A 13,105-nucleotide genomic window follows, 5' to 3' on the forward strand; every position below is an offset into this window, starting at 1 on the left:
AGAGATGTGAAAGGAACAGATGCTCGCTTTCACACTGCGCCGGGCAATCCAGGCCATCGGTGTCATGATCGCCGTCGGGATCATCGCGTTCTCGATGTTCCGCTTCGCCGGCGATCCCGTGAACCAGATGGTCGGGATGGATACCTCCGGCGCCGAACGCGCTGCGATCCGCAAGTCGCTCGGCCTCGACGATCCCGTGCTCGTGCAGTTCGGCCGCTATATCGGTAACGCCGCGCAGTTCAAGTTCGGCGTGTCGTACCAGTTCCGCCTGCCCGTCACCAACCTGCTGATCGAGCGGATGCCGGCGACGCTGGAGCTCGCCATCGTTGCCACCATCTTCGCCATGGTCAGCGGCATCCTGATGGGCGTCTATTCCGCGCTGCGCCGCGACAGCTGGCTCGCGCATGTCTTCCAGGCCGTCTCGCTGATCGGCATTTCGCTGCCAACCTTCCTGATCGGCATCCTCCTGATCTACCTGTTCTCCGTGACCCTCGGCTGGCTGCCGTCCTTCGGACGCGGCGATGTCGTTCGCATCGGCTGGTGGACCACGGGCTTGCTGACACTGTCGGGCCTGAAGGCACTGATCATGCCCGCGATCACGCTCGGCCTGTTTCAGATGACGCTGATCATGCGTCTCGTCCGCGCCGAGATGCTGGAAGTGATGCGCACCGACTATATCCGCTTCGCCCGCGCCCGTGGCCTGACCACCCGCGCCATCCATTTCGGCCACGCCCTGCGCAACACGCTGGTTCCCGTGATCACCGTGGCCGGCCTGCAATTTGGCTCGGTAATTGCATTCGCGATCATCACCGAAACCGTGTTCCAGTGGCCAGGCATGGGCCTCCTGTTCGTGCAGGCCGTTCAGAACGTCGATATCCCGATCATGGCGGCCTATCTGATGATGGTGTCCCTGATCTTCGTCACCATCAATCTCGTGGTTGATATCCTCTACACCATCGTCGATCCGCGGCTGCGCTCGACGGTCAGCCGGGCGCATTAGAGATGAGCGACGCCGTCGTTCCGCACAAAGTCGAAGGCCGCGGCGCGCACGCTGCGCCGGGCTGGTTCAAACGCGCGCTCGACAGCGATCTGTTCTACTCGTTCCGCCGCTCCAAGATCACCATGGTCGCGGCTGCGGTGACGCTGCTGTTCTTCCTGCTCGCGATCTTCGCCTCATTGCTGTCGGTGCAGAACCCGTTCGACCCGGCGCAGCTTCAACTGATGAATTCGCGTATCTCGCCGCTGTGGACCGCCGACGGCCAGAGCCCGTTCCTGCTCGGCACCGACGAGCAGGGCCGCGACGTGCTGTCCGCGATTCTCTACGGCATGCGCATCTCGCTCCTGGTCGGTGTGCTCGGCGTGGTCTTCTCCGGCGCGCTCGGCATCCTGCTTGGGCTCACGGCCGGCTATTTCGGCGGTGCCGTCGACGGCCTGATCATGCGCATCGCCGACGTGCAGCTCTCCTTTCCGGCGATCCTGATCGCGCTCCTGATCAACGGCATCGCCAAATCGGTGTTCGGCAACAAGCTCGACGAGATGAGCATGCTGGGCGTGCTGGTGTTCGCGATCGGCCTGAGCTTCTGGGTCCAGTACGCCCGCACGGTGCGCGGCTCGGTGATGGTCGAGAAGAACAAGGACTATGTCGCCGCGGCGCAGCTGATCGGCCTGCCTGCCCCCGTGATCATGCTGCGCCACGTGCTGCCGAACACGATGGGCCCGATCCTGGTCATCGCCACCATCAACCTCGCCCTCGCGATCATCACCGAAGCGACGCTGTCGTTCCTCGGCTCCGGCATGCCCGAGACCATGCCCTCGCTGGGTACGCTGATCCGCATCGGCAACAATTATCTGTTCGCGGGCGAATGGTGGATCGTCGCCTTCCCCGGCATCGCGCTCGCTGTCCTGATCCTCTCCATCAACCTGCTCGGCGACTGGCTGCGCGACGCGCTGAACCCGAAGCTTCGATGAGTATGGGCCGTCCATGACCGAATCCATTCTCTCCGTGCGCAATCTTCAGGTCGAGTTCGCCTCCCGCCGCGGCACGCTGCGCGCGATCGACGGCGTCTCCTTCGACATCGCCAAGGGCGAGGTGCTCGGCGTGGTCGGCGAATCCGGCGCCGGCAAGTCCGTCACCGGCCTGTCGGTGATCGGCTTGATCGATCCGCCCGGCCGCATTGCCGGCGGCGAGATTCATCTCGCCGGCCTGCGCATCGACAATCTGCCGGCCGAGGAGATGCGCCGCATCCGGGGAAAACGGATCGGCATGATCTTCCAGGATCCCCTCACCTCGCTCAATCCGCTCTACCGCGTCGGCGACCAGATCATCGAGACGATCAGAACCCACCTGAGCCTGTCCGAGACGGCCGCCCGCCGCCGCGCCATCGACCTGCTCGCCGAGGTCGGCATTCCCGCGCCGGAAAAACGCATCGACGGCTATCCCCACGAATTCTCCGGCGGCATGCGTCAGCGCGTGGTGATTGCGCTGGCGATCTGCGCCGAGCCCGAGCTGATCATCGCGGACGAGCCCACCACCGCGCTCGACGTGTCCGTGCAGGCGCAGATCATCTCGCTGATCAAGCGGCTTGGGCGCGATCACGGCACCGCCGTGATGCTGGTGACCCACGATATGGGCGTGATCGCGGAGACCTCCGACCGCGTCGCCGTGATGTATGCCGGCCGCGTCGCGGAGATCGGTCCGGTACAGGACGTCGTGAGAAACCCGCTGCACCCCTACGCCAAGGGCCTGATGGGCGCGATCCCGACGCTCGCCGGCGACGACAAGCGCCTGGTGCAGATCCCCGGCTCGATGCCGCGCCTGTCGGCGATCCCGCGCGGCTGCTCATTCAATCCGCGCTGCGCCTTCGCCTTCGATCGCTGCCGGGTTGAACGGCCGGAGCCGCTATCGCGCGGCACACAATCCGTTGCCTGCCATCTCTACGATACCGTGCCGGCGGAGAGCGCGGCATGAGCAACGCCTTCGTCCAGGCCACAAACCTGCGCCGCGTCTTCGACGTCTCAAAACCCTGGCTCAACCGCGTGCTGGAAGGCGGGCATCTCGAATATCTCAAGGCTGTCGATCACGTCACCTTCGATATCAGGAAGGGCGAGACGTTTGCGCTGGTCGGCGAGTCCGGCTCGGGCAAGACCACGGTGGCGCGGATGGTCGTCGGCCTGTTGCCGCCAAGCTCCGGCGACGTGCTGATCGACGGCGTCTCGATGACCGATCCGCGGCAGGCGCCGGCACGGCGAAGGCTGCGTCGCCGCATCCAGATGATCTTCCAGGATCCCTATGCGAGCCTCAACCCGCGCTTCCGTGTCGATGCCATCATCTCCGAGCCGATCCGCGCTTTCGACCTGATCCAGGGCGAGCGCGACATTCAGGGACGCGTCGGCGAGCTGCTCAGCCTCGTCGGCCTCCATCCCGACGACCGGCTGAAGTTTCCACATGAATTCTCCGGCGGCCAGCGCCAGCGCATCGCGATCGCCCGGGCGCTCGCCTCCGACGCCGAGTTCATCGTCTGCGACGAGCCGACCTCGGCGCTCGACGTCTCCGTGCAGGCGCAGATCCTCAACCTGATGCGCGACCTCCAGGACAAGTTCGGCCTGACCTACATGTTCATCAGCCACAACCTCGCCGTGGTCCGCCACATGGCGAGCCGCGTCGGCGTGATGTATCTTGGCCGCATCGTCGAGATCGCGGAGGGGCGCGAGCTGTTCGCGCGTCCCCGCATGCCCTACACCAAGATGCTGCTGGGAGCGGTGCCTGATCTCGCCATGAGCGGCCGCCAGCGCATTCCCGTGAAGGGCGAGATTCCGAACCCGATCAATCCGCCGCCCGGCTGCGCCTTCAATCCGCGCTGCCCGCTGGCATTCGATCTCTGCCGCAAGGAAGCCCCGGAACTGATCGACGGCGTCGCCTGCCACGCGGTGAACACCGCGCCGGTCCCGGCGTGACGCGCGCGTGCCATGCGGTCCACGCATTGGCGGCACGGCATCGCCTGTGATCAATTGCGCGCGCGACAAATAAGGTAGCGAAATCCCATGGCCAGCAACGTCAATCCCGATCCTTTCACGACTCGCCCCGAGATCGAGGGCACGTTCGGGGTCGTCGCCACCACACACTGGATCGCGACTGCGGTCGGCATGGCCATCCTGGAAAAGGGCGGCAATGCCTTCGACGCCGGCGTCGCCACGGCGTTCACGCTCCAGATCGTGGAACCGCATTTGAACGGCCCGGGCGGAGACGTGCCCATCATCGTGCATGACGTCAAACGCGCACGCACCGAGGTGATCTGCGGCCAGGGCCCGGCGCCGGCGCGCGCCACCATCGCGCACTACAAGAGCGAAGGCCTCGACATGGTGCCGGGCACCGGCCTGCTCGCAGCCTGCGTCCCCGGCACGTTCGAATCCTGGATGATGCTGCTACGCGACTACGGCACGATGCGCGTGCGCGACGTGCTGGAGCCGGCGATCTCCTACGCGCGCGACGGCTATCCGCTTGTCGAGCGCGCCAGCGCCACGATCCAGACCGTCGAGCAGCTGTTCCGCAAGCATTGGCCGACGTCGGCCGCGGTCTATCTGCCCAATGGCGAAGTTCCGAAGCCCGGCACGCTCTTCACCAACAAGACGCTGGCTGCGACCTACGCCCGCATTCTCAGCGAGGCCGAGAGCGGCGGCGGTGGCCGCGACGCCGAGATCGAGCGCGCGCGAAAGGCCTGGTCGCAAGGTTTCGTTGCGGAAGCCATTGACAAGTTCTGCCGCACCCAGGAGGTGATGGATGTCAGCGGCTCGCCGCATCGCGGCGTGCTCTCGGCCGACGACATGGCGCGCTGGCAGCCGACGATCGAGGCACCGCTCACCTACGACTATGGCCGCTACACCGTCTGCAAGGCCGGCGTCTGGAGCCAGGGTCCGGTGACGCTCCAGCAGCTCGCGCTGCTCAAGGGCTTTGCGCTCGACGGGCTCGATCCGACCGGGCCGGAATTCATCCACCTCCAGATCGAATGCGCCAAGCTCGCCTTCGCCGACCGCGAGAAATTCTACGGCGATCCCAAGTTCAGCGAGATCCCGATCGCGACGCTGCTGTCGGACGCCTATAACGACGAACGCCGCAAGCTGGTGACCGAGAAAGCTTCGCTCGACCTTCGGCCCGGCACGGTCGAGGGTCTTGGCGGTGTGGTCAAACTGCGCCGCGCCGAAGGACAGCGCGAGGCCGTCGGCGCACTCGGCGCCGGTGAACCAACCGTAGGCCGCTTCGGCGAGGTGCGCGGCGACACCGTGCATTTCGACATCATCGACAAGGCCGGCAACATGGTGTCGTCGACGCCGTCGGGCGGCTGGCTGCAATCCTCGCCGATCATTCCCGAGCTCGGTTTTTGCCTCGGCAGCCGCGCACAAATGTTCGATCTGGAGGAGAACCAGCCGAGTTCGCTCGCGCCGGGCAAGCGGCCGCGCACGACGCTGTCCCCCACTATGGCGCTACGCGACGGCGAGCCGTATCTGGCCTGGGGCTCGCCCGGCGGCGACCAGCAGGATCAGTGGATCACGCAGTTCTTCCTGCGCCACGTCCATTGCAACCTCAATCTCCAGGAAGCGATCGACGCGCCGGCCTGGCACTCCGAGCATTTCCCGATCTCGTTCTGGCCGCGCACAGCGCGTCCAGGCGTGCTGGTGGTCGAGAACCGCGTGCCGAAGGCGACGATCGAGAACCTTCGCGAGCGCGGACATATCGTAGAGGTCGGCCCCGACTGGTCGGAAGGCCGCCTCACCGCCGCCTCGCGCGTCGGGGTGCGCCGGCGCGCCGCGGCCAATCCGCGGGGCATGCAGGGTTACGCCGCAGGACGCTGATAGGCAGCACATGACCTGGTCGATCATCGCGCGAGATCCTGCCACCGGCCAATTCGGCATCGCGGTAGCGACCCGTTTCTTCGCCGTCGGCGCGCGCGTGCCTTACATCGCGGCCGGTCTTGGCGCCATCGCAACCCAGGCCTTCGTCAATCCCTATTACGGCATCGACGGCATCAAGCTGCTGCGCGAGGGCCTGAACGCGCATGACGTTCTCGCCACCCTGCTCGCGACCGACGACGGCCGCGCGAGCCGCCAGATCCACATCATGGACGCGAGCGGCGCGATCGCCGCGCATACCGGGCGCGACTGCGTCGACTGGTGCGGACACATCGCCGGCAGCGGCTTCTCGATCGCCGGCAACATGCTGGCCGGCGCCGACGTGCTCGACGAGACCGCGAAGACCTATATCGCCAATGACAGCCTGCCCTTCCCGCGCCGCCTGCTTGCCGCCATGCGCGCAGGCGAAGCCGCCGGCGGCGACAAGCGCGGCAAGCAATCCGCGGCGCTCTTGATCCACGGCGAGGAAGAATGGCCGGCGCTGGACATTCGCGCCGATGATCATCCCGATCCGCTGGACGAGCTCGAACGGCTGGAGCGCGTCAGTCAGGAACTCTGGGTGCATTTCCGCTCCTCCATGCCGACGCGGCAGAACCCGGCAGGCAACACCCATCGCAGCGTCATCGACGCCAGCATCGCTGCGAGCCGAGCAAGGCAATCATGAGCGCAAGCCCTCTCATCGAGATCAAGGATCTGCGCATCCGCTTCCACGGCGACGACGGCCGCGTGACTCACGCCGTCGACGGCGTGGATCTCAGCGTCGCCAATGGCGCGACGCTCGGCCTCGTCGGCGAATCCGGTTGCGGCAAGAGCGTGACGTCGCTGGCGATCATGGGACTGCTGCCGAAACAGAGTGCCGAGATATCCGGAGCAATCCGCTTCGACGGCTTCGACCTGCTGAAGACTCCTGACCAGACGTTGCGCGACCTCCGCGGCAACCGGCTCGCGATGATTTTTCAGGAGCCTATGACGTCGCTCAATCCGAGCTTCACAATCGGCGACCAGATCGTCGAGACCATTCTGCGCCACCGCGGCGGCTCCCGGCGCAGCGCGCGCGAGCGGGCCATCGAGCTCTTGCGCCGCGTCCACATCCCGTCACCGGAGCGGCGGATCGACGAATATCCACACAAGCTCTCCGGCGGCATGCGCCAGCGCGTGATGATCGCGATGGCGCTCGCCTGCGATCCGCGGCTGCTGATCGCGGACGAGCCGACCACGGCGCTCGATGTCACCTTGCAGGCGCAGATCCTGGAGTTGATGCGCGAGCTGAAGGCAGCGAGCGGCGCCGCCATCATCCTGATCACCCACGATCTCGGTGTCGTCGCCGAAGTCTGCGACGAGGTCGCGGTGATGTATGCCGGCGAGATCGTCGAGCGCGCGCCGGTCGACGAGCTGTTCGCCATGCCGCAGCATCCCTACACCGTCGGCCTGCTGGGCTCGATCCCGCGCCTCGACCACCGCGCCGAGCAGCTTGCCACGATCGAAGGCATGGTGCCGAACATGGCGCAGCCGCCCGCCGGCTGCCGCTTCAGTGCGCGCTGCCCCTTCGTGCTGGACGACTGCACCAAGGCGCCGCCACCGCTGGTCGAGGTCAGCCCCGGTCACCTCTCGCGCTGCATCCGCGCGCCGCTCGAACTCCTGGTGTCGTGATGGCGCTGCTTTCTCCTCTCGTGCCCCGGGCGCGGCGCAGCACAAGCGAAGCGCAGCGGTGCGCTGCTGAACCGCGGCCGATGTGGCAGCGAGCTGGATCCCGGTTCAGCGTCGCAACACTTCGCGTTGCGCCGCACCCGGGACAGGAGAGCAGGATTCGCGGGGAGCAGACACGATGACCGCTCTCCTCGAGGTCGAAGGCCTGGTCAAGCATTTTGTCGCCGGGCGCTCGCTGTTCGGCCGGGCACTGGGGCATGTCAAAGCGGTCGATGGCGTCAGCTTCTCTCTCGACGCCGGCAAGACGCTGGCCCTGGTCGGCGAATCCGGGTGCGGCAAATCCACCGTCAGTCGCCTGGTGCTGCGGCTGATCGAGCCGGATGCCGGCACGGTGCGTTTCGCCGGCCGCGACCTGCTCTCGCTGGACGCCGGGGCGCTCCGCGCCTTCCGCCGCGAGGCGCAGATCATCTTCCAGGACCCCTACGCCTCGCTCAATCCGCGCATGACGGTCGGCCAGATTCTCACCGAGCCGCTGGCGCTGCACGATCTGGTACCACCGCCGCAACGGCGCGAGCGCGTCGCGGAAATCCTGCGGCTGGTCGGTCTCGAGCCGCGGCTCGAGCGACGTTATCCGCACGAATTCTCCGGCGGCCAGCGCCAGCGCATCGCCATCGCCCGCGCGCTCGCGGTCGAACCAAAGCTGATCATCTGCGATGAGCCGGTCTCGGCGCTGGACGTCTCGATCCGCTCGCAGATCCTCAACCTCCTGCGCGAGCTGCAGGACCGGCTTGGGCTGGCCTACATCTTCGTCTCGCACGATCTGGCTGTGGTCAAGCACATCGCCGACCATGTCGCGGTGATGAATCTCGGCCAGATCGTCGAGACCGCCGAGGCGGACGCCCTGTTCGCGGCACCCCGCCATCCCTACAGCCGTGCGCTGCTGTCCGCGATCCCCATGCCTAAACCGCGGGCAAAGCGCAGCCGGATTGTGCTGCAGGGAGAGATCCCGAGCGCGCTCAGCCCGCCGCCGGGTTGCCGCTTCCACACCCGCTGCCCCTACGTGGTCGACCGCTGCCGCAGTGAAATGCCGCAGCTCGTGCCGGATGGCATCGGACATGCAACGGCCTGTCACCGAACGTCGGAACTGCCGTCCTCCGCGGCGATCGTCCCGTCCGACGGCGGCTTCTCGCCGGTCCTTGAAAAATTGGTCGCCGCCTTCAGCGGCGGCCCGGAAGCAGTCCGCGGCAGCGGGGTTAGTTCATTGGGAACGGACCCGGCATAGCCGCAAAATAGAGGTTGAGAGCGATGAGTTTCATGCGTTTGACAATCCTGGCGTCGGCCCTGCTGACGTCGCTCGTGGGCGCAGCCCAGGCTCAGACCACGCTTCGCATCGGCATCGCCGAAGACCCCGACATCCTCGATCCCAGCATCGGCCGCACCTATGTCGGCCGCATCGTCTTCTCCGCCTTCTGCGACAAGCTGTTCGACATCGACGAGAAGCTCAACATCGTGCCGCAGCTCGCGCTGTCCTACGAGACTTCGGCCGACGGCAAGGAGATGACGATCAAGCTCCGGCCCAACGTCAAATTCCATGACGGCGAGCCGCTGGACGCCGAAGCCGCAAAGTTCTCGATCGAGCGGCACATGACGCTGCCGACCTCGTTCCGGAAGTCCGAGCTTGCCAGCGTCGACCATGTCGAGGTGGTCGATCCCCTGACCATCAAGCTGGTGCTCAAGACCCCCTACTCGCCGCTGATCGCCCAGCTCACCGACCGCTCCGGCATGATGGTGTCGCCGAAGGCGGCGAAGGAGGCCGGCGACAAGTTCGGCCTGCATCCGGTCTGCGCCGGCCCCTACAAATTCGTCGAGCGCGTCCAGCAGGACCGCATGGTGTTCGAGAAGTTCGCCGACTACTGGAACAAGGACAACATCCATATCGACCGCGTCGTGTTCCTGCCGATTGTCGACGCGACGGTGCGGCTCGCGAACCTGAAGTCGGGCGGGCTCGATCTGATCGAGCGCGTGCTCGCCACCGACATCAAGGACGTGCGCGCCGATTCCCGCCTGGTGCTGTCGACCGCGCCGGAGCTCGGCTATCTCGGCCTGACCGTCAATATCGGCAACGACAAGACCAAGGGGCCGCTGAGCCAGTCGGCGAAGGTCCGCCAGGCACTTGATCTCTCGATCGACCGCGAAGCCCTCAACCAGGTCGTCTTCAACGGCGAGTTCACGCCCGGCAACCAGTGGGTCAGCCCGAAGCATCCCTATTACCAGAAGGCATTCCCGGTCCGCGGCCGCGACATCGCAAAAGCGAAAGCGCTCTTGAAGGAAGCCGGCGTCACCACGCCGGTGACGGTGGATTACATGATCCCCAAGGGCGCGGAGAACGAAGCCGTGGCCCAGGTCGTCCAGTCGATGGCCGCGGAAGCGGGCTTCGACATCAAGATCCGCGCGGTCGAATTCGCGACGACCTTCAAGCAGGCCCAGGCAGGTGAGTTCCAGATCTTCCAGATCAACTGGAGCGGCCGCATCGATCCCGACGGCAATTCCTACATCTTCATGCGCAGCAAGGCGCCGCAAAACGACGGCGTGTACGCGAACCCCGACGCCGACAAGCTGATGGAAGATGGACGCATGACGTCCAACGTCGAGGAGCGCAAGGCGATCTACGAAAAGCTGACCAAGATCCTGCTCGACGATTTGCCGATCATCTACATCTACCACCGCACGCTGCTGATCGCGCACACCAAGAAGCTGGATGGCTACAGGCAGATGCCGGACGGGCTGGTGCGGGTGGTCGGGCTGAAATTCAAGTGACGAACGTCGAGATGATTGCGTGTCCCGGACGCGGCGCGGCGCGCAAGCGCTGCACCGCAGAGCCGGGACCCATAGCGCGGACTCGTCGTAACAGATGGGTCCCGGTTCAGCAGCGCAACATTACATGTTGCGCTGCGCCCGGGACACGGACCGAACCATGCTGAATTTCCTCGCCCACCGAATCGCACAGATCGTGCCGACACTGTTCTTCGTGTCGGTGCTGATCTTCTCGCTCCAGCAGTTGCTGCCGGGCGATCCCGCACTGGTGATGGCCGGGGAGGAGCGCGATCCCGCCGTGATCGAACAGATCCGCCAGCAGTACAAGCTCAATCAGCCGATCCCCGTGCAGTACGTCTATTGGCTCAAAGGCGTTGTCTCAGGCAATTTCGGCGAGTCGCTGCGCAACAAGATGCCGGTGCGCGAGCTGATCGCACAGAAACTGCCGGTGACGCTCCAGCTCGGCTCGATGGCGATCCTGATCGCGTTCCTCATCGGCATTCCCGCCGGCATCGTTTCCGCGGTGAAGAAGGGCACGGTTTGGGACTATGGTGCCAATCTGTTCGCGCTGTGGGGCATCTCGACGCCAAATTTCTGGCTCGGAATCCTCATGATCTTCCTGTTCTCGATTCACCTGGGCTGGCTGCCGGCCTCAGGCTATGTGCCGCTCACCGAGGACTGGCGCGCGAGCCTGGCTGCCACCATCATGCCGGCCTTCGTGCTCGGCAACGCAATTTCGGCGATCCTGATGCGACACACACGTAGCGCCATGCTCCAGGTTCTGGAGAGCGACTATGTCCGCACCGCGCGCGCGAAAGGTCTCTCCGAGCGCTCGGTGATCCTCAAGCATGCGATGCGCAACGCGCTGACGCCGATCATTACGCTCGGTGCGCTCGAGCTCGGCACGCTGTTGTCGGGCGCGGTTCTGACCGAGCAGATCTTTTCCATTCCCGGCTTCGGCAAGCTGATCGTGGATGCCGTCTTCAACCGTGACTATGCGGTGGTGCAGGGCGTGGTGCTGGTGACGGCCACGGTCTACATCACGCTGAATCTCGTTGCCGACGTCGCCTATGTCCTCGTCAATCCGCGGCTGCGAGGTTAGACGATGACCGACGCCGCACTGCCAGCCAGTCCCGCCACGCAGGCCTACGAGCTGGACAGCCCGGCCCGCCGTGCGCGGCGGCGCCTGTTCAAGCGCAAGGCTGCGGTCTTCGGGCTTATCGTGATCACGGCTTTCATCCTGCTTGCGGCCCTTGCGCCGCTGGTCGTGCCCTATGATCCCATTGCAACGAGCTGGAGCCTGGTGCGCAAGCCGCCCACCGCCGCCCACTGGTTCGGCACCGACGATCTCGGCCGCGACATCCTGAGCCGCATCATCTACGGCGCGCGAGCCTCGCTGATGGCGGGTCTGATCTCGGTCGCGATTGCGCTCGGGATCGGTGTCCCTCTCGGTCTCCTCGCCGGTTATCGCGGCGGATTTGTCGACGCGCTGATCAGCCGGATCACCGATGCAATGTTGGCCTGCCCGTTCCTGATCCTGGCGATTGCGCTGGCCGCCTTCCTCGGTCCCAGCCTCGGCAACGCCATGATCGCGATCGGCATCTCGGCCACGCCGATCTTCATCCGCCTGACGCGCGGGCAGGTGTTGAGCGTCAAGGCCGAAGACTATGTCGAGGCGGCGCGCGCGCTCGGCAATCCGCCGTGGCGGATAGCCTTCTCGCACATCCTGCCGAACATCCTGCCGGCACTGCTGGTGCAGGCGACACTGTCGATCGCCGCCGCCATCATTGCCGAAGCGGCGCTATCGTTCCTCGGCCTCGGCCAGCAGCCGCCCGCCCCGTCCTGGGGCAGCATGCTCAACGCGGCGCAGCGCTTCCTGACGCAGGCGCCGTGGATGGCGATCTGGCCGGGTCTTGCGATCTTCCTGGTGGTGCTGTCGCTGAACCTGCTCGGCGACGGCCTGCGCGACGCGCTCGACCCGCGCCAGCGCTAGATCACGCTCTCCCGCATCACGCGGCGGCAATCCATCTCGTATTCGAGATCGACCACCGGCGGCCGGGCAAAATGCCAGGTCAGGCCGGAGCGCAGCGCGCCGCGACGGACCAACTCGTCGACCAGCGCGTGGTGGAAGTCGTGCACGGAATAGGCCTGCACGCCGGTCGTGTCCTTCCAGCCGAAGCCGAACGCCGTCATCCGGTTCTCCATCTGCGACGTCGTGGTGAACCGCACCTTCTCGCGAAGGCCCTCCGGACTGAGGTCGCGGTAGCGCACGGTGCGCTCGACATAGGTCCCGCTGCCCTCGCGCGCCTCGGCGCCGCCCGCGATCACGAAGCTCGGCGTCTTCGATGTGGTCGGACGCGTGAAGGAGAAGGCATAGAACGACGGCTCGGATGGCGGATCGATCTCCGGACAGACATTGCTGCGCGCCACCGGATTGGTGGTGCCGTCGAAGATACCCCATTCGGACAGCGTCTTCACATAATGCAGGTTGAATGCGCGAAAACCTTCTTCGCTGAAGGCCGCCGGTGAGCGCAGCTCGCAGGCGCAGAACGCCGTCAGCGGCCGGCCTGCTTCCCGGATATACTTCGCCGCAAGCACAAATCCCTCGGCCAGCGGCACCAGGCGATCGAACCGAACGCGCTCGATCTCATAACCGTCATCCGCAGCCGCGCCGGCCGAATACTGAAACACGGACGGAATGAAACGGTAATTGCCGGCAGAGAAGTCACGTGTCATCTCG

General features: G+C 65.6%; 12 protein-coding genes. 11 read left to right on the forward strand and 1 reads right to left on the reverse strand.

Annotated features, from left to right (window positions below):
* Window positions 1-19: 19 nt before the first annotated feature.
* The 11 genes from JQ627_RS05070 to JQ627_RS05120 all read left to right on the forward strand — a co-directional run bounded on the left by JQ627_RS05070 (window position 20) and on the right by JQ627_RS05120 (window position 12,358).
* The gene (locus JQ627_RS05070) at window positions 20-1,000 is read left to right on the forward strand and encodes an ABC transporter permease (protein ID WP_212483026.1); all 981 of its coding nucleotides are present in this window, start codon (window positions 20-22) and stop codon (window positions 998-1,000) included.
* Between the two features lie 2 nt (window positions 1,001-1,002).
* Complete coding sequence (locus JQ627_RS05075; protein ID WP_014496948.1) at window positions 1,003-1,968, forward strand: ABC transporter permease; 966 nt, start codon at window positions 1,003-1,005, stop codon at window positions 1,966-1,968.
* A gap of 13 nt (window positions 1,969-1,981) precedes the next feature.
* Window positions 1,982-2,968 (forward strand): ABC transporter ATP-binding protein, encoded by a 987-nt coding sequence (locus JQ627_RS05080; protein WP_212483027.1) that lies wholly within the window; start codon window positions 1,982-1,984, stop codon window positions 2,966-2,968.
* Entirely contained in the window at window positions 2,965-3,954 is a 990-nt protein-coding gene (locus tag JQ627_RS05085) for an ABC transporter ATP-binding protein (RefSeq protein WP_212483028.1), read from the forward strand. The genes JQ627_RS05080 and JQ627_RS05085 overlap by 4 nt, the downstream gene beginning before the upstream one ends.
* Before the next feature lie 87 nt (window positions 3,955-4,041).
* Window positions 4,042-5,847, forward strand: coding sequence for a gamma-glutamyltransferase family protein (locus tag JQ627_RS05090; RefSeq protein ID WP_212483029.1), 1,806 nt, complete (start codon window positions 4,042-4,044; stop codon window positions 5,845-5,847).
* Window positions 5,848-5,857: 10 nt separating this feature from the next.
* Entirely contained in the window at window positions 5,858-6,568 is a 711-nt protein-coding gene (locus tag JQ627_RS05095) for a DUF1028 domain-containing protein (protein ID WP_212483030.1), read from the forward strand.
* Complete coding sequence (locus JQ627_RS05100) at window positions 6,565-7,554, forward strand: ABC transporter ATP-binding protein (protein WP_212483031.1); 990 nt, start codon at window positions 6,565-6,567, stop codon at window positions 7,552-7,554. Before JQ627_RS05095 ends, JQ627_RS05100 begins: the two co-directional genes overlap by 4 nt.
* Before the next feature lie 175 nt (window positions 7,555-7,729).
* On the forward strand, window positions 7,730-8,833 hold the full coding sequence (locus JQ627_RS05105; protein ID WP_212483032.1) for an ABC transporter ATP-binding protein: 1,104 nt from the start codon (window positions 7,730-7,732) through the stop codon (window positions 8,831-8,833).
* A 23-nt stretch (window positions 8,834-8,856) separates the two neighbouring features.
* On the forward strand, window positions 8,857-10,368 hold the full coding sequence (locus JQ627_RS05110; RefSeq protein ID WP_212483033.1) for an ABC transporter substrate-binding protein: 1,512 nt from the start codon (window positions 8,857-8,859) through the stop codon (window positions 10,366-10,368).
* Between the two features lie 157 nt (window positions 10,369-10,525).
* A complete protein-coding gene (locus tag JQ627_RS05115) occupies window positions 10,526-11,467 on the forward strand; it encodes an ABC transporter permease (protein WP_212483034.1) in 942 nt (313 codons plus the stop codon).
* A 3-nt stretch (window positions 11,468-11,470) separates the two neighbouring features.
* On the forward strand, window positions 11,471-12,358 hold the full coding sequence (locus JQ627_RS05120) for an ABC transporter permease (RefSeq protein WP_212483035.1): 888 nt from the start codon (window positions 11,471-11,473) through the stop codon (window positions 12,356-12,358).
* Here the strand turns inward: JQ627_RS05120 and JQ627_RS05125 are convergent.
* Window positions 12,355-13,101, reverse strand: coding sequence for a hypothetical protein (locus JQ627_RS05125; RefSeq protein ID WP_212483036.1), 747 nt, complete (start codon window positions 13,099-13,101; stop codon window positions 12,355-12,357). The two genes, JQ627_RS05120 and JQ627_RS05125, sit on opposite strands and share 4 nt — an antisense overlap.
* Between the last annotated feature and the right edge of the window lie 4 nt (window positions 13,102-13,105).

The organism is Bradyrhizobium liaoningense (genome assembly GCF_018130785.1).
GTDB lineage: Bacteria > Pseudomonadota > Alphaproteobacteria > Rhizobiales > Xanthobacteraceae > Bradyrhizobium > Bradyrhizobium liaoningense_A.

Bases quoted from the DNA above. Each gene is read 5' to 3' on its own strand.
- JQ627_RS05070 (WP_212483026.1), top strand. From the start codon at position 20: ATGCTCGCTTTCACACTGCGCCGGGCAATCCAGGCCATCGGTGTCATG.
- JQ627_RS05075 (WP_014496948.1), top strand. From the start codon at position 1,003: ATGAGCGACGCCGTCGTTCCGCACAAAGTCGAAGGCCGCGGCGCGCAC.
- JQ627_RS05080 (WP_212483027.1), top strand. From the start codon at position 1,982: ATGACCGAATCCATTCTCTCCGTGCGCAATCTTCAGGTCGAGTTCGCC.
- JQ627_RS05085 (WP_212483028.1), top strand. From the start codon at position 2,965: ATGAGCAACGCCTTCGTCCAGGCCACAAACCTGCGCCGCGTCTTCGAC.
- JQ627_RS05090 (WP_212483029.1), top strand. From the start codon at position 4,042: ATGGCCAGCAACGTCAATCCCGATCCTTTCACGACTCGCCCCGAGATC.
- JQ627_RS05095 (WP_212483030.1), top strand. From the start codon at position 5,858: ATGACCTGGTCGATCATCGCGCGAGATCCTGCCACCGGCCAATTCGGC.
- JQ627_RS05100 (WP_212483031.1), top strand. From the start codon at position 6,565: ATGAGCGCAAGCCCTCTCATCGAGATCAAGGATCTGCGCATCCGCTTC.
- JQ627_RS05105 (WP_212483032.1), top strand. From the start codon at position 7,730: ATGACCGCTCTCCTCGAGGTCGAAGGCCTGGTCAAGCATTTTGTCGCC.
- JQ627_RS05110 (WP_212483033.1), top strand. From the start codon at position 8,857: ATGAGTTTCATGCGTTTGACAATCCTGGCGTCGGCCCTGCTGACGTCG.
- JQ627_RS05115 (WP_212483034.1), top strand. From the start codon at position 10,526: ATGCTGAATTTCCTCGCCCACCGAATCGCACAGATCGTGCCGACACTG.
- JQ627_RS05120 (WP_212483035.1), top strand. From the start codon at position 11,471: ATGACCGACGCCGCACTGCCAGCCAGTCCCGCCACGCAGGCCTACGAG.
- JQ627_RS05125 (WP_212483036.1), bottom strand. From the start codon at position 13,101: ATGACACGTGACTTCTCTGCCGGCAATTACCGTTTCATTCCGTCCGTG.